This is a genomic window from Reyranella sp., from assembly GCF_044224635.1.
GTDB lineage: Bacteria > Pseudomonadota > Alphaproteobacteria > Reyranellales > Reyranellaceae > Reyranella.
Window position 1 is genome coordinate 64,525 of the sequence record NZ_JBGAKA010000009.1, and the last position, 23,614, is coordinate 88,138.

The following is a 23,614-nucleotide window of genomic DNA, read 5'->3' on the forward strand; positions in this document are numbered from 1 at the left end:
CTGGACTAGACACTGCCCTCCAACCGATAGGGCGTCATCGACGTCTGCGCCGCCTCCCGCCGGTCGTGCCAGCGTTTGCCGCCGCCGTAGTAGGCAAGGCTGCCCGGCTTCGCCTTGCCGTCACCGTTGTAGTAGGAGAGGCAGTCCCGCAACGGCGCCGACAGGACATCCATCTGGGCACAGTGCCGGGCATACTCGTCTTCGGCCTCCGCGGTCACATCGATGGTTGCCGCGCCGCGCGCCCTGACGGTTTCCAGGGCCCAGACGATGTAGTGGACGTGCATCTCGGCCACGCGGGTGAAGTTGAATTGGCCGCCGCCGCCCTGCGGGCCGTTCATGATGAAGAGGTTGGGGAAGCCGGCGGAATGCATGCCGAGGAAGGTCTTCGTCCCCTCGGTCTCCCACTTCTCCTTCAGCGTCTGCCCGCCCAGTCCGCGAATCATGTTGAAAGAGCCGGTGCCCATCCATTCGAATCCGGTCGCGTAGATCAGCACGTCGAGCGGATACTCCACGCCGTCGTGAACGACACCTCGTTCGTTGATCAGCTTCACGCCCGTGGGCGCCGTGTCGACCAGATGGACATGATCCAGGTTGAAGGTCGGCAGGTATTCGTCGTGGAAGGTCGGCCGCTTGCAGCCGTAGGGATAATAAGGCTTCAAGGCCGCCGCCGTCTGCGGGTCCTTGACGACGGCGTCCACCCGACCGCGTATCTGCTCCATGATGCGGAAGTTGCTGTGGAGCTGGGCCTCGATCATCTCCTCGGGCGAAAGCTCGCGCTCGTACTGCTTCTGGCGCTTGTAGTTCGTGATCTTTCCCGACAGGAAGTCGTCATTGCCCTGTAGCGCGGTGCGTCCGGCGGAGATGAGGGCCAGGCGCTCCCGCCGCTTGACCGCCCAACCCCCCTCGTGCGGCCACGTCGCGTATTCTTCCTGTGTCGTGGCCCGCTGGTCGCGCACGTCGATGGACGAGGGCGTCCGCTGGAAGACATGGAGCGACTTCACCACCTTGGCGATCTCGGGCACGACCTGCACCGCCGTGGCGCCGGTGCCGATGATCCCGACGCGCTTGCCGCCCAAGTCGATGTTGTAGTTCCAGCGCGAGGTGTGGAATGCCTCGCCCCTGAAGGTCTCCATGCCGTCGATCCTGGCGAGGCGCGGGGTCGTCAGGATGCCGTTGGCCAGAACGACGAAGCGGGCGCGCATGGCATCGCCGCGGTCGGTCCTGACGATCCAGCGCCTGGCCGCTTCGTCCCACACCGTTTCCTCGACCGTGGTGTGGAACAGGCAGCGCTCGTAGAAGCCGAACCGCTCCGCCATGAGCTGGCAGTATTCCAGGATCTCGAAGCCCGAGGCGAACTTCATCGACGGGATGTGGCCCATCTCCTCGAGCAGCGGCAGGTAGCTGTAGCTCTCGACGTCGCAGGCGATGCCGGGATAGCGGTTCCAGTACCAGGTGCCGCCGACGTCGCCGCCCTTTTCGCAGAAGCGCACGTCGGTGAAGCCGGCCTTCATCAGCCGGTACCAGAGGAGGAGTGCGCCGAAGCCTGCCCCGATCACCAGGATCTCGCAGTCGTCGTCGAGGGCGTCGCGCGGCACCGGCGCATCGGAATAGACATCCTCGAGATACCGGGCGAACTCGCCTTCCAGGCGGATGTAGTCGGCGGCGCCGGTGCGGGCTTCCTTGAACTTCCGGTACTTCGCCTGCTCCTCGGCATCGAAGACCGCGCCGGGCGGTGGCGGCGGCAGGGTCTTCAGCGCCTCGTCCTCGACGATCGAGTAACCCTTCCCCGCGATCTTGTCCGTCGCCTTGGCGGCTCGGGTGGCGAACAGCTTGCGGCCGGTCTCGGCGTCGATGCGGACAGCCTGGCTCATGGGTGCGGCCCCTTCGTCGGCGTGTTCCCGGGCATCGAGCCAACCTCCGTCCCGGTCAGTATCTTGCCTCACTGTAGGAGACGGGGCGCGGTTGAGTAAGACGAGAATCGGCGGCCCAGCTTCCGCCACGTGAAAGCCTCTGTGCCGAATGCCGGAGCGCGGTGGACTCGCCGAGATGGCCTTCAGAACGGCGCAGTGTCTCTCTGCACGTCGATCGTCCGCATCGCGATGTCACGCATCAGCCCGATCTCCGTCATCTCGCGTCCCTCGACGAGCGCCTGGGTGACGATCGCCAGGTCGGGCCAGCACAGATCGCCGGCCGGCGACGCCTCGTGCATCCAAAGGGCGGTGCGCAGGAACATGTCGGCCCATTTCTGGCGATGCTGCGCAAAGACAGTCTGTAGGAGATACGTGGCGAGCTTCGGACGGCTGGCGCCGGATGCCTGCTCGATGGCCTGGGCGACCTCCGGGCTGTCCTCGAACCAGGATTGGGCGATGGCTTCGAGATCGACCAACTCGTCGCTCCTCTGCAGGATCGACGTGACGGCGGCCGGCTGGCGCATCGTCTTGGGTACCTCGGCGATCAGGTCGGCAAGCGTCTTCTCGAAGGGCATCAGCGAAGGCTGCCAGTCCGCCCCGCCGATCGTCTCGGCGACCTGCAGCAGGCCGCCGGGCGGGACGCCGCCATCCTGCAACCCGAGCGCCAGCTGGTGCGCGACGACGCGGTCGAGATAGGCGCGCGATACGGCGAGCGTCGGGATGTCCCTTCGGGCTTCGGCGATCTGCCGGTCGATGGCGCGGCGCGGCTCCGGTTGGTGGCTCCAGGCATCCGCGACCCCGCCCTTCGTCATCAGCGACGACAGGCGCACCTTCCGCCCGCTCGGTGATACCAGCAGGAAGATCTGTGTCGCAGAGCCATCGATGCCGCTGGCGTCGACCGACGTGACGCCGCCTTCATCCCATTGCGCGCAGTCGACACCGGCCGCCCGCGCCTTGCGGACGATTGCGTCGACGCCGGCGCGCTCGGTTTCGGGCCGCCAATTGCGCATCGAGATCAGCCGCCGCACGTCGGTCGGGGTCAGGGACCCGGCAACCTCTTCGAGCGCGTCGGCAATCGCACGACGAACGGACGCTTCCGGGTCGAGCAGGAACAGGACCGCGGCGCTGCGCGCCGGCGCACTGCCGCCGAGCGCCATGGCGCCGGCCACGGCGCCGCGCGCGTCCATCGGCATGGCGTGACTGCCCTTCATCAGCATGACGATGGTTTCGAACGGATCGCGGCCGCAAGCTTCGAGGATTTCGTCGAAAGCGGTGCGAATGTCCGGGGGCGCCCCATCATCGTCGTGCTCGACAGGTTGCTCGACCGCCAGCGCCGCGAGCTCCGGCGACGCCGGTATCTTCGATTGGTGAAGCGCATCGCCCAAGGCGGCGAGCACGCCGGCATCGACCTTCCCCGTCCGGACCTGCCTGACGACCTCTGACTGGAACTCGGCGATCAGCTCGGCCGCGTCAGCATAGCCGCGGTCGGCGCGGTAGCGCAGCGTCTCGAGCAGCCTCTGCAGGACGACGAGGTAACCGACGGCCAGAGATTCGTCGTCATCGGCCCGAGGCAGGTGCCGCGCGAGGCCGGCGAAGGCGGCAAAGACCTCGCGTGGCGCGCTTTCGCAGTACCGCTCGAGCTCGGCGGTGAGCGGCGGTGGTTGGCCCTTGGCGAACGCCCGCGCAATCCGTCTGGCATATTCGTCCGTCTGTGTCCGTTTCGACCGGGCTCGGCTCATCGCTCGCTCCTTATCGAACGATGGTAGCGGGACGTCGCAGCGCAGTCCTGTGGATCGGTCAGTGCGGCCCCATCCCGACTGACGGTTCGCACGAGATTGCACGCCTTTTAGGTGCGCAATACTGCTAGAGTCTTTGCGTGAATTCCCTTCCGCTACGATCTCTGGAAGCCTTTGTCGTCGTTGCACGCGCCCTCAGTCTGGCGCGCGCGGCGGCGATGCTCAATATCACGGTGCCGGCGGTGAGTCGCAGGATCCAGATCCTCGAGCGCCATCTTGGAGTCTGGCTGTTTGATCGCTTGCCCCGAGGTCTCGCCCTCACGGCAGCGGGCGAGCGCTACGTCGCGGAGCTTGGTCCGGCGTGGGACGCCGTGCGTGCCGCCACGGAGGCGGCAAGGGTTCCGGTGCGCCGCGATGCCTTCAGGGTGAGCGTCATCCCGACCTTCGCCGCGAACTGGCTCGTGCCGCGCCTCACCAGGAGCGGCATCGCGCTGGGCAACCTCGAGATCGAGCTCGAGACCTCGCCCGATATCGTCGATCTCGCCCAGCGCCGCGACCTCGACTGCGCCATCCGGCTCGGCCGCGGACCGTGGCCCGGCGTGGCCGGCCGCAGGGTCCTGCCGGTCGAGGCCTATCCGGTGGCCAGTCCCGGGCTCATTCCAGGCGATCGCCTGGAGAGCCTCGACGCGCTCTCGGCGCATACGCTCATCACAAGCTCACGGGATACATGGCGACCTACCGCTATCTGCGCGCCTTCACCGCCGCGCCCGATCCGGCGGTGCTCGCCTTCCTGCGCCGGCGGCTCGATGACTTTCTTGGTATTCTCGACGGCCATCTGGCGGACCGCAGCTTCGTGATTGGGGAGCGGGCGACGATCGCCGACATCTCCCTGATGGCCTACCTGTCGTTCCCGGTCCACGAGAGCGGATACGATCTTGCCGCGAGCCGTCCCGCCATCGCCGCCTGGCTTGCGCGCCTGGCCGAGCTTCCCGGATGGCAGGCACCCTACGATCTGCTGCCGGGCAAGCGCCTGCATTGCCACGTGTGACCGCTGTTTCCGGCAGATTGACGTCTGCCTCATCAGTGCGCAGTTGAATCGATATAGCCTATAGGCTATACTACTCCGCAGGCCGTGGACCATCGAGTTCCACGATCTGCTTGCTCCGGAATTTCGAAGCTGGCGGCATGACGTTCAGAGGGCCGCGGCGACGGCAATCGAGACGCTCCAGATCATCGGTCCGACCTTGGGTCGGCCTCACGCCGACACGCTGAAGGGATCGAGACATCGCAATATGAAGGAGTTGCGGTTCGGTGTCGGCGATGGCGAGTGGCGCATTGCCTATGCCTTTGATCCGCGTCGACAAGGCATCTTGTTGGTCGGCGCGACGAAGTCGGGCGTGGCGTCGGATCGATTCTATCGGCGTTTGATCACGACGGCCGACCTTCGGCTCGATGCGCATCTTGCAGAATTGCGCGCTAAGAGGAGATAGCGATGCCCGTGGCGTTTGAAGACATGATGAAGGAACTCTTTTCTCCGAAGGAGCGTGCCGCTATCCGGCGAACGGCGACTGCAGCTGCGAAACGGCACTTGGCGCTCAGGGAATTACGTGAGGCTCGCAACCGCACCCAGGTGGCGGTCGCCCGACGGCTGAGCGTGAAACAGGTCAATATCTCGCGATTGGAAGGCCGCGACGACCTGCGCCTGTCGACGCTCAGCAAGTACATCGACGCGATTGGCGGCCGGCTTCATCTGATCGTCGAGTTTCCGGAACAGGAGCCTGTCGTGCTGAGTGGCATCGGCCGCCGCCGCCCAAAACTGAAGAAGAAGGCCGCCTGAGCCGGAGACTGACGTTCAGTGCCAGACCCGCCGCGCCGTCTCCAAAATCACTTCGAGCTTGCGCCACTGCTGGTCGTGGTCGAGGTCGTTGCCGGACATGCCTGAGGCGAAGCCGCATTGCGGGCTCAGCGCGAGCTGGTCGATGTCGATGAAGCGGCTCGCCTCCTCGATGCGGCGCTGCAGGGCATCGACGGTCTCGACGTCCCCCGTCTTTGTGGTGACCAGGCCGAGCACAACGACCGGCGCCGTGCCGATTGGGCCCTTGGGCACGAAGCGCAGCGGCTCGAAGCCGCCGGCGCGGCCGGTGTCGTACTCGAGCAGCAGGCGATCGAAACGAAGGGTCGCGAACAGCTCCTCGGCGATGCCGTCGTAGGTACCTTCGCGATGCCACATGCTGGCGCGGTTGCCGCGGCAGATATGGATGCCGAACACGGCTTTGCCGGCGTGCCGGGCGACCACTGCATTCGACGCCTTGATGGCGCGCCGGAGGTTGGCCATCGGATCCTCGCCACTGGCACGCATGCGCTCCAGGGTCGCGCGGTCGACGTAGCCAGTGTAGCTCGGCTCATCGAGCTGCACGTAGGGACAGCCCGCCTCGACCAGCTCGCCGACCATGCGGCTCTGAACGTCGACGACATCGGCCAGGAAGGCGTCGGCGCTGTCGTAGGCGGCCTTGGAGGCGGGCAGGTCGCACATCTGCGAGACCCGGTCCGGGCCCATCAGCATTGCCTTGCCCGGCGTCGTGGCGATCGAGGCGAGACGCCGGTATTCGGCAAGCGGGAAGTTGCTCAGCAGCCGCAGGCGTGCGGTCGCCGGCGTCTTGTAGCTCTGGACGGCATCGGCGCCCATCGTGTTGGCGCGCTCGTGCTCGTGGCGCATCGCCGGATTGGCGAGAAAGGAGCGCCACGACGCCTCGTCGAGCGCCCAACCCTCGATCCTGCTGAAGCTCACATGCCAGTTGATGCGGCCGAACTCGCCGTCGGTGACGACCGGGAAGCCGATCGACTGTTGCCTGGCAACGACGTCGCGCACGGCCTGCTCGACCAGCCGATCGAGGGCGTCGCGCGCGAGCGCGCCCTTGGCGCAGGCAAGGAACGCATCCTTGAGCGACGACGGGCGCAACAGGCTGCCGACCTGGTCGACGCGCAGCGCGAGAAGGTCGGGCCGGCGTGCCATTCTGCGCGCCGCGCCTATTCGGCCGCGAGCTTGCGCGCCGCCCGCGGGTCGCGCGTGATCATGCCGTCGGCGAGGTCGCGCTCGATCATGGCGTCGGGCCGCTCGGCGAGGCGGCCGAAGCCGCCGCCGCCGCCCACGAACATCTCGACCAGGTCGCCTTTGCCGAGATCGACGGCGGCCTTGCTGCGCAGCTCCTCGACCGTGCCGTCGGCGCGCAGGATGCGGCAGTAGCCGCGCTGGCCGGGCTCGCCGCCCTGCAGGCCTTCGGGCGCCAGGCGGAAGCGGTCGGAATAGATGGCGAGCTGCACGTCGTCCGTCAGGATCTCGCAGCGGCGGAAGAAGCCGGCGCCGCCGCGCCGCGCGCCCAGGCCGAACGAGTCGGGCGCCAGCTCGTAGCCGACGATGCGGAAGAAATCGTAGTCGATGTCGAGCGATTCGACTGGCGCGTTCGAGCAATTGCTGAGCGGCGAGTCGACGGCGTCGCAGCCGTCGGCATCCCGGGAGGCGCCGTAGCCGCCGCCGAAGATCTCGAGATAGACGCTGTAGCCCCTCTCGCCGAGATGGGAGAGGCAGAGCGCCGTCGTGCTGTCGAAGCCGGTGGCGATCACCCGGTCGGGCAGCGCCTGCGCCAGCGCCTTCATCACCGCGTTGAAGGCGCGATAGGCCGGGATCATGCGCGCCCGCACCGGCGCCGGCGGCCTGGGATTGAGCAGCGAGCCGTACGGCACCTTTATGGTGATCGGCCGCGCCATGCCCTCGTTGTAGGGAATGTCCGCGCTGGTCAGCACCGACTTCACGCACGACAGCGCGGCCGACAGGGTGCTCGAGTAGGGGCAGTTGAGGTTGCGCTTGACCTGGCCGCAGGTGCCCTCGAAGTCGATCTCGACCGAATCGTCGCTGATCGTCACCTTGGCCTTCACCACCAGCGGCTCGTCGCTGAGACCGTCGTCGTCGACCGCGTCCTCGCCGTAGAAGGTGCCCTTGGGCGCCTGGGCGATGGCGGCGCGCACGCGGCGCTCGGAGTAGTCCTGCATCTCCGCCATCGCCGCTTCGACCTTGTCGGCGCCGTAGCGCTCGCACAGCTGCTTCACCCGCAACACGCCGATCGCGTTGGCGGCGAACTGGGCGTTGAAATCGCCGATCGTCAGGTCGGGTACGCGTACGTTCGCCGTCACCAGCCGCTCGAAGCTGCCGCCGTTCCAGTCGCGCGCGAAATCGTACTTGCTGGGCGGGAAGCGCAGGCCTTCCTGGTAGACATCCGAGGCATGGATGTTGAGGCCGGGCGCCCCGCCGCCGAGATCGAGATGGTGCGCCACCGAGGCGCCGAAGCCGACCACGCGGCCGCCCACGAAGATCGGCGTGAAGATGAACACGTCGGGGATGTGCTGGCCGCCCTCGAACGGGTCGTTGTTGATCAGGAAGTCACCTTCCTTGAGCGTCTCGACGGGATGGCGCCTGAGGCAGGCGCGCAAGGTCTCGCCGATCGGGCCGAGCTGCATGGGGATCAGCTCCGCTTGGGCGACGGTGTTGCCGTGGCGATCCATCAGGCCGGCCGAGCCGTCGCGTGCCTCGCGCAGGATGGTCGAGTAGGCCGAGCGGATCAGCTTCACGCCCATCTCGCGGGCGGCAGCGATCAGCGCCTGGCTGATGACGGCATAATCGAGGGGACTGAGCTGGCTCATGACGATCTCCGCAGGATCATATTGTCCGCTTCATCGAGGGTCGCTGTCCATCCGGGCGGCACCCAGGTGGTGGCGGTGTAGCCCTCGACGACGGCCGGTCCGGCAATGACCTGGCCGGCCGCGAGCGCCTCGGCCGCGTGGCGGGCGCAGTCGATCCAGGCCTCGCCGTGGAAGATGCGCGTCGCGTCGGCGCCGCGGCTCGCCTCGGTCTCGCGGTCGAGACGCGGCGCGGCGCCGATCGGCAGGGTGGCGCCGACCCGCAAGGTCACGATCTCGACCGGCCGGTCGAGCGTGGCGCCGTGCATGAAGGTGCGGTGATGGGCGTCGGCGAACAGGCCCGCGAGATACGCCGCGTCGAGCGCGCCGAGCCGGCTTGCCGGGATCTCGACGCCGACCTCGAAGGCCTGGCCGACGAAGCGCATGTCGAGCGTGTGGGTGTAGACGAGCTCGCCCGGCAGCTTCATGTCGGCGAACTGCTGGGCGAGCCGCGCCCGCATCTCGGCGAAGACGCGGCCGGCCTCCGCCGCCGCTTCGTCGTCGAGCTTCATCTTGCGCGTCACCGCATCGAACTTGGTGTAGTCCGACGCCACCAGGCCGTAGGCCGAGATCACGCCGGCGCTTGGCGGTACGACGATGGTGGAGATGCCGAGTTCCTCGGCAATGCGCGCGGCATGCAGCGGACCGGCGCCGCCGAACGGCACCAGCGCGTAGTCGCGCGGATCGCGGCCGCGCTCGGTCGAGACGAGCTGGATGGCGCGCACGATGTTGGCATCGGCGAGCTGCAGGGCCGACGAGGCGGCCTGCTCGATGCCGAGGCCGAAGCGCGTCGCCAGGGGCTCGAAGGCGCCTCGCGCGGCGTCGCCATCGAGCGTCATGCGGCCGCCCAGGAAGGCGCCGGGCCGGATGGTGCCGATCACGATATGGGCGTCGGTGGTCGTCGGTTCCGTGCCGCCCTTGCCGTAGCAGGCCGGGCCGGGATCGGCGCCGGCGCTCTGCGGGCCGACGCGCAGCATGCCGCCGTCGTCGACCCAGGCGATCGAGCCGCCGCCGGCGCCGACGGAGACGATGTCGAGCACCGGCGTGCGGATCGGCAGGCCGTCGATCTCGCTCTCCGAGGCGAGCGAGGGGCGGCCCTCCTGCACCAGGCAGACATCGGTGGAAGTGCCGCCCATGTCGAAGGTGATCAGGTTGTCGAAGCCCGAGCGCGCCGCCTGGCGCGTCGCCCCCACGACGCCGGCCGCCGGACCGGAATAGAGCGCCGTGATGGCGCTCTGGCGCATCGCCTCGGCGGGCAGGCGGCCGCCGTTGGACTGCATCACCGTGAAGCGGCCGCGAAAGCCCGACTGGGCGAGCTTGCTCTCGAAGCGGTGCAGGTAGCCGTCGATCACCGGCTGGACGTAGGCCGAGAGCAATGTCGTCGAGGCGCGCTCGAACTCGCGGAACTCGCGCGCCACCTGGTGGCTGGCGGTGACCAGCACGTCGGGCAGCGCTGCGCCGATCAGCGCGGCCAGGCGCTGCTCGTGCGCCGGATTGGCGTAGGCGTTGAGCAGGCAGATCGCGACGGCGCGGTAGCCGCCCGCCTTCAGCGCCGGGATCAGCGCGCTCCGGACGGCAGCTTCGTCGATCGGTGTGTCGATCGCGCCGTCGGCGGCGATGCGCTCGGGCACCTCGAAGCAATCCTTGCGGCGCACCGGCGGCGCCGGCTTGGCGTAGAACAGGTCGTAGATGTTGCGCCGGTCGTGGCGCTGCATGAAGAGCAGGTCGCGAAAACCCTGCGTGGCGACGAACGCCACCGCCGCGCCCTTGCGCTCCAGCACCGCATTGGTGGCGACGGTCGAGCCGTGGCCGAGATCCTCGATGCGCGCCAGATCGATGCCGGCGGCCGTCAGCGCCGCGAATGCCCCGATGTCGGGGCTGCGCGGCGTGCTCGGCACCTTGGTGACAACCACGCGGCCATCCTCGACCGCCACCAGATCGGTGAACGTCCCCCCGACCTCGACTCCAACGCGCATGCAGAACGCCCTCCTGAGGGAGCCATGCTACGAGGCTGCAGGCACGTATTCCAGTCGGGTGGAGGGGCGCCGCGAAGAAGCTCGACGACGTTCTGTGGCGCCGTCGATCGCCGCGGCCTCGTAAAGTTCCTCGGGCACCGATTTCATCGATGCCAGATTTCCCTACCGGTCTGTGCTAACCGGCCAGTTCGACGATCTGGGCAGCCAGCCCCATCACCTCGGCAGCTTGCTTGGCAAGCTCCTTGGCGCCTGGGGCGTCCGTAAGTGCTATGACCACCAGGTTGAGCGACGGCACCACAAGGGCAAACTGCGCGCCGTAGCCCCAAGCCAAGGTCGCAACGCGTCGATGGAGCGTCCCCGTGAACCACAGGTATCCATAGTCGACGTTGGTCATTGGCCCGAGTGGCCAACCGAGGGCGATGTGGCGGCGCGTGCGCTCCGCCACCCATTGTGCGGGGACGACCTGCCGTCCCCGCCATCGCCCGCCATCGGCCATCGTCCACGCAAGTCTGGCCAGATCGCGCGTGCGGAGCCTGAGGCCCGAATCCGAGCGGACGTTGCCGGCGGCATCGCGTCGCCAATCGTAGTCATAGTCGCCGATACCGAGCGGCGAAAAAAGCGAGGCTCTGGCGAAGTCCTCCACTGAGCCGCCAACAGCGTGAGCCAGGATCGGCGCAATCAAGGAGACGGCTGCGCTGCTATACCTCCATACAGGTGGAACAGAGGGCTCGAGTGGCACGTCCCGGACCTGCGGTTCCAGGTCCCTCGTGTCCGATTGCCGGTCATCCGGAAAGCCACCGGTTTGCGTGAGTAACTGTGCAAGCGTCACGCCATTCGCCGCTGACGCGGGGGCTCTTGCGGCCGCCTCGGGCAGAAGTTCGGCTATCGTTTGATCGAGGCTCCTGATCTTTCCTTGTTCCAGGGCGATGCCGACGAGGATGGAGGAGATGCTCTTTGTAATCGAGGCGATGTTGCGCAGTGTCGAAGCTTTGGATCCGGCGTAATAGCGTTCCTCGACCAGGAAGCCGTTGCGCACCACGACAAGGCTGCGGAGCGTATAGAGCGACGTCGCCAGATTCAAAATCCTGGCGGGATCCAGAATTGCATCCAACGCCACCTTGTCGATGCCTTGGCTCTCAGGCGTCGCTACGGGCCAGTCAGCCATGTCGGCAGCGCGCCCACCCGCTCCGGCGAAGGCCAATGCCGACAGGCCGCCAGCGATCATCATGCGCCTCGATCTCACGGTCTAGTTCTCGAGCGTGCGCTGAAAGAAGCTGCGAACGCGATTGGCCGCGTCCTGGGCTGCCGCCTCGTTGTACTGCAGCCAATGACCGTACAGGCGGATGCCCTCGCCCAACTCGGAGGCGACGAACGAGTGATAGGTGTCAGGATAGACCACCAGCTCGACCTTCGAGCGGTCGGCGGGTTCGCGCGGTGGCCCGAAGGCACCGGTCTTGCCGGCCGCCATGTCCCGGCATGCCGCGGCCGGAGTCCAGTCGTCGAGTTCGCCGATCAGGACGAGGGTCGGCGCCGTCATGATACCGGCCATGCCGGAACACCTTGGATAGAAGGCGACTCCGGAGCGGAACTTCACGGGGAACATCGGCTCGACCAGGTCGCGCTCGAGCGCAGTCAACACCGATCCGGCGCCCAGCGAGATGCCCAGCATGCCGACGCGATCGGCGCGCACGAATGGCTGCACTGCGAGGAAATTCAAAGCCTGATAGGCATCGAAGGTCTGCTCGTTCAGGCCTCTGCTGCAGGCGTTCGTCCGGTGACGGGGCGTGAGGCTGTCGATGGCGAGAACCACATATCCCCACCTGGCGAGCCGGTCGGCCCAGGTCACGGCGACGTTGTTGAAGCCGCCGCAGCCGTGCAGTACGACGACGGCGGGAAACGGGCCCGGACCAGAGGGCCGCTGGAGGTAAGCTGGCAGCGACGCTTGGCCCTCGTTCGCGCCAGGAACCTCGATAAGCGCGCCGGCAAGGGACGGGCTTGCCAGTGTCGCCCATGCGAGGATTGCCACGAGATGGGACCACAACGAAGGCATTCCGCATCCTCCTATTGCTGAGCCGGCCGCTGTAGACATGGTTGCACCAACCACTACGGGGAGCAATCGTGCGCGATTCCGTGGATGTGTGTCGCAGGACCGATACGCCTGCTCCGCTCACGTGAGCAACGGGTCATGCACGAATGGCCGGTTGCGGGGGCAGGATTTGAACCTTGCAGGCGCCAGGTCAGCAACGCCGAGCTGCACTATCAACTGCTTGGCAGTCCGGCCGTCGATGCGAGCGCGTGACCTGCAAGGCTAGGATGCGGACAGTTTGCTGCGCAGAGCATCGGCAATGGCTACCGCGTCAGGGAAGGGCCAGGAAGTTCGCCGCAGACACGATCGCAATCCCGCGCCACGGGTGCATCGAAAGCAGGTGACGAATGTCGCTGCTCACGATGACCTCTGCGCCGCCAGCGGCAGCCAATGCCAAGTATTGGTTGTCCTTCGGGTCGCGGCACTCCCGTGCGATCTCGGTCGGCTCAACCCGATCTGCCGCAATGACTACCACGTCGAGGATGCGCTGGCGGCGTTCGATTGCGACGAAGCGATCGAACTTTGGTGGGAGTATTACCTCTCGATGTTCGTCTTCGATCGCTTGAGAAAGAAGCAGGCGATTGGGTGCGGTCACAGCACGCTGAAGGGAGTGCCTTGCCGCCTGGAGCTAAACCTCCGGCGAAATGCCCGCGCCGGATGGCGGGACATCCGCCGCGCCGCCGCCCGCCAGCTTTGCCTGCAGTTCGGCGATCTGCTTCTTGAGCTCCTCGTTCTCCTCGCGCGCCTTGGCGGCCATCGCCTTGACGGCATCGAACTCATCGCGGCGCGGAATGTCCATGCCGTCGAGGATCTTGGCGATCTGGTCGCGGAAGCGCGCCTCGACCTCGTCCTTCACGCCGGTCAACGCGCCCATGGCGCCGTTGGCCATCTTGGTCAGGTCGTCGATGAAGGGATTGCGGGTCTGCATGAATTGTCTCCTGGTGCGGCGAGTATGGTCGGCTGCTAGCATCCGGCGCAACATACACCGGAGGGCGCCGTGGGCCTGGTCAAAGTCGAGTCGAGCGAAGGCATCACCACCATCACCATGACGCGGGCCGACAAGCGCAACGCGCTGAACCAGGCCCTGTGCGACGGCCTCTACGACGCCTATTGCGCCTTCGAGGCAGGTGGCGATCAGGTCGCCGTCCTGCAAGCCGATGGGCCGGCTTTCTGCGTCGGCGCCGACCTCAAGGAGCCGCCTGGGGCGATGTGGAAGGCGGTGCCCGACGTCAGCCACAAGCTCACCAAGCCGGTGATCGCCTGCACCCAGGGCTGGGTGATCGGCGGCGCCATCTGCATGGTGATGACCTGCGATCTCATGGTCTCGGCCGACACCACGAAGTTCATGTATCCCGAGGCCAAGGTCGGCGTGTTCGGCGGGCTGATGCCCGGCATCGTCTCGCGCATGCCGCACAAGGTGGCGATGGAGCTGCTGCTGCTCGGCGAAGAGGTGTCCGTGAAGCGCGCCTACGATGTCGGCTTCGTCAACAAGGTGGTGCCGCTAGGCGAGGAGCGCGAGGAGGCGCGCCGCATGGCCAGGATCATCGCCGGCTCGGCGCCGCTGGTGATCCGCACCCTGCGCGACTTCGCCAACCAGACGCTGCCGCGCGGCCCGGCCGAGATCTTCGTGCCGGAACGCTACAAGCTCGAGCGCATTGCCAACAGCGAGGATCGCAAGGAGGGCGCCGCCGCCTTCCGCGAGAAGCGCACGGCGCGCTTCAAGGGCCGATAGGCCGATAGCTTCAAAGGCAGATAGGCCGATAAGAGAACGGGGAAACGAGGGGATTGGCCATGGGCAAGCTGATGCTGGTCGGATGCGGCAAGATGGGCGGCGCCATGCTGGACGGCTGGCTGGCCCGCGGCCTCAGCCCCAACGACATCGTCGTCGCCGAGCCGGTCGAGGCGCTGCGGCCCAGGCGCGACGGCCTGCGCACCGTCGCGTCGACCGCCGAGGTCGTCGAGACGCCGGAGCTCGTCGTCCTCGCCGTCAAGCCGCAGTCGATGGACGGCGTCCTGCCCGACCTGCGGCGCTTCGCCGACGACGGCGCGGTGTTCCTGTCGATCGCGGCGGGCAAGACGGTGAAGTATTTCGCCGCCCATCTCGGCAGCACGGCCAAGATCGTGCGCTCGATGCCCAACACCCCGGCGGCGGTGCGCCAGGGCATCACCGTCGCGACGGCGGTCGGCGGCGTGTCGGCGGCGGAGAGGAAGCGCTGCCACGATCTCCTGGAGGCGGTCGGCCAGGTGCTGTGGGTCGACGACGAGGCGCTGATGGACCCGGTGACCGCGCTGTCGGGCAGCGGCCCGGCCTATGTCTTCCTGCTGGTCGAGGCGATGGCGGCGGCCGGCGCCAGGCTCGGGCTCGCGCCCGACATGGCGATGCAGCTCGCCCGTGCCACCGTCGCCGGCAGCGGCGAGCTGCTGCGCCAGTCGAGCGAGCCCGCCGCCCAGCTGCGTGTCAATGTCACCAGCCCGGGCGGCACCACCGCCGAGGCGCTCAAGGTGCTGATGGCGCCCGAAGGTATCCAGCCTGTGTTCGACAAGGCCTTGGCCGCCGCCTCGCGCCGCTCCAAGGAGCTGGCGGGATGACCGGCGCACCCGACGCCGCGCTCGATGCCTTTCTGGGCCTGGTCGCCGCGAAGGGCTACGCCGACGTCGCCCTGCGCGACGTCGCGGCGGGTGCCGGTCTCGGGCTGGCCGAGCTCTATCGCCGCTATCCCGACAAGGCGGCGCTGGTCGCGGGCTTCCTGGCGCGCATCGACGCCGAGGTGATGGCGGGGACGCCGTCCGCCAGCGATCCCGAGGAGACGGTGCGCGACCGCCTGTTCGACGTGCTGATGCGCCGCTTCGACGCCCTGCGCCCGCACCGCGCGGCGGTCCAGGCGATCCGCCGCGCCGGGTTGCGCGACCCGCTGCTGGCGCTGTCCCTCGGCCCGGCAGTGCGCCGCTCGATGGCCGCCATGCTCGAGGCGGCCGGCGTGCCGAGTGACGGCATTGCGGGTGCAATGCGGCAAAGCGGCCTGCTGGTCCTTTACCAGTCTGTCTCGCAGGTCTTCGAGCGCGACGAAACGACCGACTCTTCGAAGACGATGGCGGCCCTGGACAGCCGCCTCAAGGGCGCCGAACGCTGGGTTCAATTTGTTGATAAATATACGAAAAAGCCTCGAGCCAATACCGCGGAGCCGACCCCGGACGAGGCCTCCGCGTAGAATCTTTGTGCACTGCACAAAATGATTCCTTGACTTGGCGCGGCGGGCGCCTACATTCCGTCTCGTTGTGCACCGCAGCATTTGCGGTTCCTACGCCCGTCCGAACGCCCATTCGCCCAAGGAGACCGCCATGTACGGCAACGGCGCCTTCAAGAATCCCTTCACCGACTTCGACTTCACCAAGCTCACGGCCGACTTCAAGATGCCGGTCGTCAACGTCGAGACCATGGTCGAGGCGACGCGCAAGAACTTCGCGGCCATGACCAGCGCCAACACGACCGCCGTCGAGACGATCAAGACGATTGCCCAGCGCCAGGGCGACATGGTCCGGGCCGCGATGGAAGACCTGTCGAAGTACGGCAGCGAAGTGCTCGCCGCGGCCACCTTTGAGGAGAAGGCGATCAAGCAGATCGACTTCGCCAAGAAAAGCTACGAGACCGCCATCGCCAACGGCAAGGAACTGGCGGACCTCTACGGCAGGGCCCAGTCGGATGCGTTCGCCGCGCTGAGCGCGCGCGTCAGCGAGATCACCGACGAAGTGAAGGCGGCGATCGCCAAGAAGTAGGTCTCCCCGTCGGCGGCCCGCAGAAACCTGGTGAAATGGGTTAAGTTGGGCCAATGACCACGATCACGTACGAAGACTTCTCCAGGGTCGACATCCGCGTCGGCACCATCGTCGACGCGGCCATCCTGGAGGGCGCGCGCAAGCCTGCCATCAAGCTGTCGATCGATTTCGGGCCGGACATCGGCATCAAGAAATCCTCCGCCCAGCTCACCGTCCATTACACGCCCGAAGCGCTGGTCGGCCGCCAGGTCGCCGCGGTGGTGAATTTCCCGCCGCGCCAGATCGGCAAGTTCATGTCGGAGGTGCTGACGCTCGGCTTCCCGATGGCCGACAACAGCGTCGTGCTCGTGGTGCCCGACAAGAGCGTGCCCAACGGCGGCAAGCTGTTTTGAACTCGTCCTCCTCCCCACGCCATGCGTGGGGAGGTGTCGCGTCTTACGCGACGGAGGGGTCATGAGCCTCAGGCTCAACCCCCTCTCATGACTCAATGACCCCTCCGTCGCCGAAGACGGCGACACCTCCCCAAGCTTCGCTTGGGGAGGAATATTGAGTCACGCCGGCAGGGCGTAGCCGATCTTCGATTCGATCTCGATCGTCTTCTTGACGGCGGGCCGTTCCATCATCCGCGCGTAGTGCGCCTCGATGTTGGGGAAGTCGCCGGGCTCGGGATCGAGCGAGCCGCGGAATCGCCAGAACAGGCGGAACAGGTGGATGTCGGCGATCGAGAAGCGTCCGCCGACCGCCCAGTCGTTCCTGCCCAGCCGCTGGTCGGCGAGCTTGTAGACGCTGCGAGCGTGCTCGATTCCCTGGCGGCGCGCCGGATGGATGGTCGAGGCGATGAACGACATCCATGACACGACCTGCGCCTCGGCCTCGACGTTGCCGGCCGGCAGCAGGCCGGCCTCGGGAAAGCGCCGCGCCAGGTAGAACAGGATCCCGGCCACCTCGGTGAGCCGCCTGCCGTCGATCAGCAGGGTCGGCACCTTGCCCTCGGGATTGATGGCCAGGAACTGGGGCGTGTGCGTGTCCTTGGTGGCGAGCGACACCGGCTTGCCCTCGAAGGCGGCGCCGACCTCGTGCAGCGCGATGTGCGCCGCCATCGAGCTGGCCCCGGGCGCGAAATAGAGCGTGAGCATGGACGATCCTCCTCGGTCGGTAGCATAGCTTTCGTTTCCTCCCCCGTAATCGGGGGAGGTGCCCCACAGGGGCGGAGGGGGAAGGCAGCAGTGGAGATCTCTGAAGGTCAGACGTCGGAATCGGAAAGATCTCGACTGTGACTCTCCCCCTTCGGCCCGTATCACGGGCCACCTCCCCCGATTGCGGGGGAGAAATGAAAAGTCGTTGTCATCCAGATTGCAGCGAGGGACCCTTCGTGAGTGTACGATCCATCGGATCGCGGATCGCGGGTCGGAGTACGAGGCACCATGAAGCAACGTCGGATGATGCGCCTCGGCGCATTTGTGCACGAGACTGGCCAGCATGTCGCCGCCTGGCGGCATCCCGAGGCGCATGCGCTGTCGGGTGTGAGCTTCGCCCAGATGCTCGAGACCGCCCAACTCGCCGAGCGCGGAAAGTTCGATCTCCTGTTCCTGGCTGACAGCGCCGCGGTCAGCCTGGCCGGCAGCGCCGATGCGCGCGGCCGCATGGGCAAGGTGGTGAAGTTCGAGCCGATGACCATCCTGTCGGCCCTGGCCGCGGTGACGAAGAATCTCGGCCTCGTCGCCACCTCGACCACGACCTACAACGAGCCCTACACGCTCGCCCGCCAGTTCGCCTCGCTCGACCAGATCAGCGGCGGCCGCTCGGGCTGGAACCTCGTCACCTCGAACAACGAGGCCGACGCGCTGAACTACAGCAAGGACGAGCACCTCGCGCACGCCGACCGCTACGAGCGCGCGATCGAGTTCGCCGACGTGGTCAATGGCCTGTGGGACAGCTGGGACGCCGACGCCTTCCGGCGCGACAAGGAGTCGGGCGTATTCTTCGACCCGTCGAAGCTGCATGTGCTCAACCACAAGGGCAAGCACTTCAAGGTGCGTGGTCCGCTGAACGTCGCGCGCTCGCCGCAGGGACGGCCGGTGCTGGTGCAGGCCGGCGCCTCGGGCACCGGGCGCGACGTCGCCGCCCGTCTGGCCGAGCTGGTGTTCACCGCCCAGACGACGATCGAGCAGGGCAGGGAATTCTATTCGGACGTCATGGCGCGCGTCCCGAAGTTCGGGCGCACGCCGGAAGAGGTGAAGGTGATGCCGGGCTTCTATCCGGTGGTCGGCCGCACCGAGGCCGAGGCCAGGGAGAAGTTCGAGTACCTGCAATCGCTCATCCAGCCGGCCGTCGGGTTGGCGATTCTCGAGCACACGATCGGCGTGCACGGCCTCGACAAGCTGCCGCTGCACGGGCCGGTGCCGGAGATGGCCGACACCAACGGCCCGTTGAGCCGCCAGCGCCTGCTGCTCGAGGCGGCGCGGCGCGACAAGCTCACCCTGTGGCAGCTCTGCCTGCTCAATGCCGGTCCGCGCGGTCACGTGCTGGCGATCGGCACGCCTGAACAGGTCGCCGACGTGATGGAAGAGTGGTTCGTGGGCGGCGCTGCCGACGGCTTCAACGTGATGCCCGCCTGGCTGCCTGGCTCGCTCGCCGATTTCGTCGAGATGGTGATCCCCGAGCTGCAGCGCCGCGGCCTGTTCCGGACGGAGTACGAATCGACGACGTTGCGCGGCAATCTCGGCTTGCCGCTGCCGCGCAGCCGATTTCACACGACGGGCGTGGTCGAAGCCGCGCAGTAGTTTTCAGTCGCTGGGAGCGCGCCACTCCCGTGGCGCAATCTTCGCCTCCCCAACGAAGTTGGGGAGGTGCCGCCGTCTTACGGCGGCGGAGGGGTCATGAGCCATGGGCCCCGCTGTCTCCCGTGGCTCATGACCCCTCCGTCCGCTTCGCGGACACCTCCCCAGCCAAGCTGGGGAGGCGAAGATTGCGCCACAGGAGTGGCGCGCGCTCCCAGCGATGACTCTCCCATCGGGCAATCTGCCTCGCATCGGGCACTGACCCGCTCGCCGCGTGATCGCGCCGTCGCCAATTGTCCAATCAATCGGTGCTTTTCATCGGTGGCATGGGAGTTGCTGCGTTGCAGCACGAGCCACACCTTCGAGGAGGGACGATGGAAATCGGCGTGTTCATTCCGATTGGGAACAACGGCTGGCTGATCTCGTCGACCTCGCCGCAATACACGCCGAGCTTCGATCTCAATCGCGAGGTACTTTCACCGCCGTCGACGGCGTGTCGCTGCAGGTCGAGAAGGGGCAGTTCGTCTGCCTGCTGGGGCCGTCGGGCTGCGGCAAGACCACGACCTTGCGCTGCGTCGCAGGCCTCGAGGAACCGGATGACGGCGGCATCCTGATCGGCGGCAAGGAGGTGACGCGCGACCCGCCGTGGCAGCGCGACATCGCCATGATGTTCCAGGATTTCGCGCTGTTCCCGCATATGACGGTGGCCAGGCAGGTGGGCTTCGGGCTGGAGATGCTGAAGAAGCCCCGGGCCGAGATCGCCCGGCGCGTCAACCAGGTGCTGACCTCGTTCGAGATCGCCAGCCTGGCCGATCGCAAGCCGGCCAGCCTGTCGGGCGGCCAGCGCCAGCGCGTCGCGCTGGCCCGCGCCATGATCACCGAGCCGCGCATCCTGCTGCTCGACGAGCCGATCGGTGCGCTCGATTACTCGCTGCGCGAGACCGTGATGCTCGAGCTCAAGCTCCTGCAGCAGCGCACCGGCATCTCCTTCATCTGGGTGACGCACGACCAGAACGAGGCGTTCTCGCTCGGTGACCTCGTGGTGGTGATGAACCACGCGCGCATCGAGCAGCAGGGTCCGCCGGAGGAGGTCCTGCAGCGTCCGGCGACCGCCTTCGTCGCGAGCTTCGTGCAGGGCAACAACGTCTTCCGCGGCGGGGTGACGGAGATCCTGGCCGGTGCGCTGCGGGTCGAGACGCCGGTCGGCACGTTCGTCGTGCCGCGGCCGATGACGGGCTCGACGCCGGCGCTGGGCACATCGGTGTCCTTCTCGGTGCGCGCCGAGCTGATCACCGACTTGGGCGTCGAGCGCCACGTCAACCGACTGTCGGTCCGCTGCACCGCCGTCGAGTATTTCGGCTCGGTGCGCCGCCACATCTTCGAGCGCGCCGACGGCGAGGTGCTGAAGGTCGACCAGTTCGGCGCCCAGGCGGCGCGCATCGCGCCCGGGCAGACCGTCCCGCTGGGCTGGACGGCAGAGGCCAGCGTGCTGCATGCGGTGTCGCCGGCATGAGCACCATCCGCGTCCGCTCGCCGGCCAGCTACTGGCTCGCCGTGCCACCGGCGCTGTGGATGCTGGGCGTCGTCGTGGTGCCGATCGTGCTGCTGGTCTGGGTGTCGCTGTGAGGCGGCCGCGCCTTCTCGACGGCGAGCCCGCTCACGATCGACAACTACGCGCGTTTCTTCGCCAACCCGATCTACGTCAAGCTGATCTTCACCACCATCCTGCACACCGTGGGGCTGATGGCCGTCACCGGCGCGCTGGGCTACTGCATCGCCTATTTCCTGACGATGAAGGTCAGGAGCCCGTTGTGGCGGACGGCGCTGTTCCTCGCGTTCATCATCCCGTTCTGGACCAGCACCCTGATCCGCGCGATCGCCTGGGTGCCCTTCCTCGGCGTCAACGGCGTCATCAACCAGACGCTGATGTTCCTCGGCGCGACCCAGTCGCCGATCGAGGCGTTCCTCTATTCGCGCACCGGCATCACCATGGCGCAGGTGTCGCTCTACACCATGATGGCGGCCGGGCCGGTCGTCTACATGCTGAACTCGGTCGCGCTGCAATGGCGCGAGGCGGCGATGACCCTGAAGGCGACGCCGTTCACCGTGTTCTGGCGCATCGTCTTTCCGCTCACCCTGCCCGGCGTGGTGATCGGCCAGGTGCTGGTCTTCCTCAACGTCATGGCGGATTTCGCGACGGTGGCGACGATCGGCGGCAACAAGCACGCGCTGCTGCCCAACCTGGTGCTGCTGTTCTACGAAAGCTCGCAGCTGCGCGCCGCCTCGGTGGTGGCCGTGCTGCTGATGATCTGCATGCTGGTGGGCGTGGTGGTCGCGCTGCGCGTCGTCGACATCAGGCGGCTGGGAGCCGAGCGATGATCGGCTGGCGCTTCCGCCTCAACCTCACCGGCTGGATCCTGGGCGCGATCACGCTGTTCTTCCTCGCCTACCAGTGGCTGCCGATCTTCACCCTGGTGCAGGTCTCGTGTGGAACACGCGGCCGAAGAACCTCGAATACTACACCGAGAAGTGGAACGAGTTCCTGGCGGCGTAGTGATCAGATTCCTCCCCAGCTTCGCTGGGGAGGTGTCGCCGTCATACGGCGACGGAGGGGTCAGAGGCCCCAGTCCCGTTGCTCATGACCCCTCCGTCCGCGATTACGCGGACACCTCCCCAAGCTGCGCTTGGGGAGGAGAATGAGTATCGACCGTCGGGTCTTTTGCTCTAGTCTCCGCCCCCATGTCTCGTCCGCTTACGCTGCTGCTGTCGGCTCATGCTCACAAGATCTGGGGCGCGCGCGCGGCGGCCGCCGTGCCTGCCGGCAACCTTGCCTTCATCACCGCCGAGGAGGCAGTAGCCGTCGACGGCCCGTGCGCCGCCGACATCGCCTTCATGACCCGCGAGGTCACCGGCTCGTCGAGCAAGGACCGGAAGACTCCCGAGCTGCAGGGCTTCGAGACCGTGCTGCGCAAGTCACCGAACCTGAAATGGCTGCAGATCCATCCGGCCGGGGCGGAGCGGCCGATCTATCGCGAGCTGCGCGACCGCGGCGTCAAGGTGACGACGGCATCGGGCGCCACCGCCGTGACCGTGGCGCACAGCACGCTCGGCGCCGTGATCGCGCTCAACCGGCGCTTTCCACTGCTCGCCGACGCCCAGCGCCGCCACGCCTGGGAGCCGCGCCTCGGCGAACGCTCGCCGCGCGATCTCGGGGGCCAGTGCGCGGTCATCGTCGGCATGGGCCCGATCGGCCGGCACGTCGCCTCGTTCCTGAAGGTGCTCGGCATGACCGCGATCGGCGTGCGCCGCACCGCCGATCCTATCGAGCCGTGCGACCGCACGATCGCCTACGAGCAATTGCACGCGGTGCTGCCGCAGGCCGACTGGCTGATCCTGTGCTGCCCGGCCTCGCCGGTGACGCGCGGCATCGCCAACGCGGCGGCCTTCGCCGCCATGCCGGCCGGCAGCCATTTCATCAACGTCTCGCGCGGCGAGGTCGCAATCGAGAAGGATGTCGTCGCGGCCCTGGCCGGAGGCCACTTGGCGGGCGCCTATCTCGACGTCTTCGAGCGCGAGCCGCTCGATCCGGCGTCGCCCTTGTGGGACATGCCGAATGTGCTCGTCTCGCCGCACACCGCCAGCCACTCTCTTGGCCAGAATGAAGCGATCTTCGACATCTTCCTCGACAATCTCGCGCGCTGGCGCGCCGGTGCCAAGCTGCGCAATGATGTCGACGATCTCGGCTGACAAGACCTGTCACAGGCCCTGGTCGTTTCGCAGGAGGCTGGCATGGATCTCGGATTGAAGGGCAAGCGCGTCGCCGTCACCGGCGGCAGCAAGGGCATCGGCCGGGCGATCGCCGAGGGTTTTGCCGCGGAAGGCGCCAACGTCGCGATCTGCGCGCGCAATGCCGACGATGTTTCGGCTGCCGTCGCGTCACTCGAGGCCAAGGGCGTGAAGGCGTCGGGCAAGGCGCTCGACGTCGCCGACGGGCCGGCGCTCAAGGACTGGATCGTCGCGGCTGCCGGCGAGCTGGGCGGTCTCGACGCGCTGGTCTGCAACGTGAGCGCGCTCGCCGTCGGCGACTCGCCCGAGAGCTGGGAGAAGTCGTTCCGTACCGACATGATGCACACGGTGAACGCCGTCTCGGCCGGCGTGCCGTTCCTCGAGAGGTCGACCTCGCCGTCGATCGTGCTGATCTCCAGCGTCTCGGGTTTCGAGGTCGATTTCGCCGCCGGCTCCTACGGCGCGATGAAGGCGGCACTGATCCATTACGCCAAGGGGCTCTCCCGCCAGCTCGTCGGCAAGGGCATCCGCGTCAATTGCGTGTCGCCGGGCAACACCTACTTCGACGGCGGCATCTGGCAGAATATCGAGAAGAACATGCCGGACCTGTTCGCCTCGACGCTCAAGGTCAACCCGACCGGCAAGTTCGGCACGGCTGAGGAAGTGGCGACCGGAGTCGTGTTCCTGTCGAGCCCGATGGCGAGCCGCATCTCGGGCACCAACCTGGTGATCGACGGCGCCCTCACGGTCGCGGTGTAGGAGCGTCTTTTTCCGTCATCCTGAGCGTAGCGAAGGGATCTCATCGCCAGAAATCTCCAAGGATTGGTCGCAGGCG

The 23,614-nt window shown here is 67.2% G+C and carries 23 protein-coding genes and 1 pseudogene; 14 read left to right on the top strand and 10 right to left on the bottom strand.

Features of this window, described 5'->3' with window-relative positions; translation table 11 throughout:
* Positions 1-5: 5 nt before the first annotated feature.
* Positions 6-1,871: a flavin-containing monooxygenase gene (locus ACILR9_RS10855; RefSeq protein ID WP_395709937.1), complete on the bottom strand. Its 1,866-nt coding sequence runs from the start codon at positions 1,869-1,871 to the stop codon at positions 6-8.
* A gap of 182 nt (positions 1,872-2,053) precedes the next feature.
* A complete protein-coding gene (locus ACILR9_RS10860) occupies positions 2,054-3,835 on the bottom strand; it encodes a hypothetical protein (RefSeq protein WP_395709938.1) in 1,782 nt (593 codons plus the stop codon).
* On the opposite strand from ACILR9_RS10860, the pseudogene ACILR9_RS10865 reads away from it, so the two are divergent.
* The 4 genes and pseudogenes from ACILR9_RS10865 to ACILR9_RS10880 form a co-directional block, all read left to right on the top strand.
* Positions 3,787-4,365 (top strand): annotated as a pseudogene (locus ACILR9_RS10865) (LysR family transcriptional regulator); the annotation flags it as partial. The gene ACILR9_RS10860 and the pseudogene ACILR9_RS10865 sit on opposite strands and share 49 nt — an antisense overlap.
* Positions 4,366-4,373: 8 nt before the next feature.
* Positions 4,374-4,694: a glutathione S-transferase family protein gene (locus ACILR9_RS10870; RefSeq protein ID WP_395709939.1), complete on the top strand. Its 321-nt coding sequence runs from the start codon at positions 4,374-4,376 to the stop codon at positions 4,692-4,694.
* Positions 4,695-4,800: 106 nt separating this feature from the next.
* Entirely contained in the window at positions 4,801-5,136 is a 336-nt protein-coding gene (locus ACILR9_RS10875; protein WP_395710061.1) for a type II toxin-antitoxin system RelE/ParE family toxin, read from the top strand.
* Positions 5,137-5,138: 2 nt separating this feature from the next.
* On the top strand, positions 5,139-5,483 hold the full coding sequence (locus ACILR9_RS10880) for a helix-turn-helix domain-containing protein (protein WP_395709940.1): 345 nt from the start codon (positions 5,139-5,141) through the stop codon (positions 5,481-5,483).
* A gap of 15 nt (positions 5,484-5,498) precedes the next feature.
* Here ACILR9_RS10880 and ACILR9_RS10885 read toward each other — a convergent pair whose 3' ends face one another.
* From ACILR9_RS10885 to ACILR9_RS10915, 7 genes are all read right to left on the bottom strand, one after another.
* Positions 5,499-6,659 carry a hypothetical protein gene (locus tag ACILR9_RS10885; protein WP_395709941.1) on the bottom strand — a complete coding sequence of 387 codons (1,161 nt, stop codon included), beginning with the start codon at positions 6,657-6,659 and terminating at the stop codon, positions 5,499-5,501.
* A 14-nt stretch (positions 6,660-6,673) separates the two neighbouring features.
* Positions 6,674-8,341 (bottom strand): hydantoinase B/oxoprolinase family protein, encoded by a 1,668-nt coding sequence (locus ACILR9_RS10890; RefSeq protein WP_395709942.1) that lies wholly within the window; start codon positions 8,339-8,341, stop codon positions 6,674-6,676.
* Entirely contained in the window at positions 8,338-10,353 is a 2,016-nt protein-coding gene (locus tag ACILR9_RS10895) for a hydantoinase/oxoprolinase family protein (RefSeq protein ID WP_395709943.1), read from the bottom strand. The genes ACILR9_RS10890 and ACILR9_RS10895 overlap by 4 nt, the downstream gene beginning before the upstream one ends.
* Before the next feature lie 175 nt (positions 10,354-10,528).
* The gene (locus ACILR9_RS10900) at positions 10,529-11,581 is read right to left on the bottom strand and encodes a serine hydrolase domain-containing protein (RefSeq protein WP_395709944.1); all 1,053 of its coding nucleotides are present in this window, start codon (positions 11,579-11,581) and stop codon (positions 10,529-10,531) included.
* Positions 11,582-11,599: 18 nt separating this feature from the next.
* Entirely contained in the window at positions 11,600-12,403 is an 804-nt protein-coding gene (locus ACILR9_RS10905) for a dienelactone hydrolase family protein (protein ID WP_395709945.1), read from the bottom strand.
* A gap of 307 nt (positions 12,404-12,710) precedes the next feature.
* The gene (locus ACILR9_RS10910) at positions 12,711-13,034 is read right to left on the bottom strand and encodes a putative toxin-antitoxin system toxin component, PIN family (RefSeq protein WP_395709946.1); all 324 of its coding nucleotides are present in this window, start codon (positions 13,032-13,034) and stop codon (positions 12,711-12,713) included.
* A gap of 33 nt (positions 13,035-13,067) precedes the next feature.
* A complete protein-coding gene (locus tag ACILR9_RS10915) occupies positions 13,068-13,367 on the bottom strand; it encodes an accessory factor UbiK family protein (protein ID WP_395709947.1) in 300 nt (99 codons plus the stop codon).
* Between the two features lie 69 nt (positions 13,368-13,436).
* Between ACILR9_RS10915 and ACILR9_RS10920 the strand changes: the two genes are divergently transcribed.
* The 5 genes from ACILR9_RS10920 (at position 13,437) to ACILR9_RS10940 (ending at position 16,605) form a co-directional block, all read left to right on the top strand.
* Positions 13,437-14,171: an enoyl-CoA hydratase/isomerase family protein gene (locus ACILR9_RS10920; protein WP_395709948.1), complete on the top strand. Its 735-nt coding sequence runs from the start codon at positions 13,437-13,439 to the stop codon at positions 14,169-14,171.
* A 59-nt stretch (positions 14,172-14,230) separates the two neighbouring features.
* Entirely contained in the window at positions 14,231-15,028 is a 798-nt protein-coding gene (gene proC / locus ACILR9_RS10925) for a pyrroline-5-carboxylate reductase (protein WP_395709949.1), read from the top strand.
* Entirely contained in the window at positions 15,025-15,648 is a 624-nt protein-coding gene (locus ACILR9_RS10930) for a TetR family transcriptional regulator (RefSeq protein WP_395709950.1), read from the top strand. The genes proC and ACILR9_RS10930 overlap by 4 nt, the downstream gene beginning before the upstream one ends.
* 130 nt (positions 15,649-15,778) lie before the next feature.
* Positions 15,779-16,213: a phasin family protein gene (locus ACILR9_RS10935; protein WP_395709951.1), complete on the top strand. Its 435-nt coding sequence runs from the start codon at positions 15,779-15,781 to the stop codon at positions 16,211-16,213.
* A gap of 53 nt (positions 16,214-16,266) precedes the next feature.
* On the top strand, positions 16,267-16,605 hold the full coding sequence (locus ACILR9_RS10940; RefSeq protein WP_395709952.1) for a tRNA-binding protein: 339 nt from the start codon (positions 16,267-16,269) through the stop codon (positions 16,603-16,605).
* Positions 16,606-16,764: 159 nt separating this feature from the next.
* Here ACILR9_RS10940 and ACILR9_RS10945 read toward each other — a convergent pair whose 3' ends face one another.
* Complete coding sequence (locus tag ACILR9_RS10945) at positions 16,765-17,349, bottom strand: glutathione S-transferase family protein (RefSeq protein WP_395709953.1); 585 nt, start codon at positions 17,347-17,349, stop codon at positions 16,765-16,767.
* Positions 17,350-17,637: 288 nt separating this feature from the next.
* Between ACILR9_RS10945 and ACILR9_RS10950 the strand changes: the two genes are divergently transcribed.
* The 5 genes from ACILR9_RS10950 to ACILR9_RS10970 all read left to right on the top strand — a co-directional run bounded on the left by ACILR9_RS10950 (position 17,638) and on the right by ACILR9_RS10970 (position 23,538).
* Positions 17,638-18,996 (top strand): LLM class flavin-dependent oxidoreductase, encoded by a 1,359-nt coding sequence (locus tag ACILR9_RS10950; protein WP_395709954.1) that lies wholly within the window; start codon positions 17,638-17,640, stop codon positions 18,994-18,996.
* Positions 18,997-19,486: 490 nt separating this feature from the next.
* Positions 19,487-20,506 (top strand): ABC transporter ATP-binding protein, encoded by a 1,020-nt coding sequence (locus tag ACILR9_RS10955; RefSeq protein WP_395709955.1) that lies wholly within the window; start codon positions 19,487-19,489, stop codon positions 20,504-20,506.
* Between the two features lie 230 nt (positions 20,507-20,736).
* Positions 20,737-21,372: an ABC transporter permease gene (locus ACILR9_RS10960; RefSeq protein WP_395709956.1), complete on the top strand. Its 636-nt coding sequence runs from the start codon at positions 20,737-20,739 to the stop codon at positions 21,370-21,372.
* Positions 21,373-21,732: 360 nt separating this feature from the next.
* On the top strand, positions 21,733-22,740 hold the full coding sequence (locus tag ACILR9_RS10965; RefSeq protein ID WP_395709957.1) for a D-2-hydroxyacid dehydrogenase: 1,008 nt from the start codon (positions 21,733-21,735) through the stop codon (positions 22,738-22,740).
* Between the two features lie 42 nt (positions 22,741-22,782).
* Entirely contained in the window at positions 22,783-23,538 is a 756-nt protein-coding gene (locus ACILR9_RS10970) for an SDR family NAD(P)-dependent oxidoreductase (protein WP_395709958.1), read from the top strand.
* Positions 23,539-23,614: the final 76 nt, after the last annotated feature.

Bases quoted from the DNA above. Each gene is read 5' to 3' on its own strand.
- ACILR9_RS10945 (WP_395709953.1), bottom strand. From the start codon at position 17,349: ATGCTCACGCTCTATTTCGCGCCCGGGGCCAGCTCGATGGCGGCGCAC.
- ACILR9_RS10870 (WP_395709939.1), top strand. From the start codon at position 4,374: ATGGCGACCTACCGCTATCTGCGCGCCTTCACCGCCGCGCCCGATCCG.
- ACILR9_RS10915 (WP_395709947.1), bottom strand. From the start codon at position 13,367: ATGCAGACCCGCAATCCCTTCATCGACGACCTGACCAAGATGGCCAAC.
- ACILR9_RS10950 (WP_395709954.1), top strand. From the start codon at position 17,638: ATGAAGCAACGTCGGATGATGCGCCTCGGCGCATTTGTGCACGAGACT.
- ACILR9_RS10930 (WP_395709950.1), top strand. From the start codon at position 15,025: ATGACCGGCGCACCCGACGCCGCGCTCGATGCCTTTCTGGGCCTGGTC.
- ACILR9_RS10905 (WP_395709945.1), bottom strand. From the start codon at position 12,403: ATGCCTTCGTTGTGGTCCCATCTCGTGGCAATCCTCGCATGGGCGACA.
- ACILR9_RS10900 (WP_395709944.1), bottom strand. From the start codon at position 11,581: ATGATGATCGCTGGCGGCCTGTCGGCATTGGCCTTCGCCGGAGCGGGT.
- ACILR9_RS10965 (WP_395709957.1), top strand. From the start codon at position 21,733: ATGTCTCGTCCGCTTACGCTGCTGCTGTCGGCTCATGCTCACAAGATC.
- proC (WP_395709949.1), top strand. From the start codon at position 14,231: ATGGGCAAGCTGATGCTGGTCGGATGCGGCAAGATGGGCGGCGCCATG.
- ACILR9_RS10895 (WP_395709943.1), bottom strand. From the start codon at position 10,353: ATGCGCGTTGGAGTCGAGGTCGGGGGGACGTTCACCGATCTGGTGGCG.
- ACILR9_RS10960 (WP_395709956.1), top strand. From the start codon at position 20,737: ATGGCCGTCACCGGCGCGCTGGGCTACTGCATCGCCTATTTCCTGACG.
- ACILR9_RS10890 (WP_395709942.1), bottom strand. From the start codon at position 8,341: ATGAGCCAGCTCAGTCCCCTCGATTATGCCGTCATCAGCCAGGCGCTG.
- ACILR9_RS10940 (WP_395709952.1), top strand. From the start codon at position 16,267: ATGACCACGATCACGTACGAAGACTTCTCCAGGGTCGACATCCGCGTC.
- ACILR9_RS10855 (WP_395709937.1), bottom strand. From the start codon at position 1,871: ATGAGCCAGGCTGTCCGCATCGACGCCGAGACCGGCCGCAAGCTGTTC.
- ACILR9_RS10885 (WP_395709941.1), bottom strand. From the start codon at position 6,659: ATGGCACGCCGGCCCGACCTTCTCGCGCTGCGCGTCGACCAGGTCGGC.
- ACILR9_RS10970 (WP_395709958.1), top strand. From the start codon at position 22,783: ATGGATCTCGGATTGAAGGGCAAGCGCGTCGCCGTCACCGGCGGCAGC.
- ACILR9_RS10880 (WP_395709940.1), top strand. From the start codon at position 5,139: ATGCCCGTGGCGTTTGAAGACATGATGAAGGAACTCTTTTCTCCGAAG.
- ACILR9_RS10935 (WP_395709951.1), top strand. From the start codon at position 15,779: ATGTACGGCAACGGCGCCTTCAAGAATCCCTTCACCGACTTCGACTTC.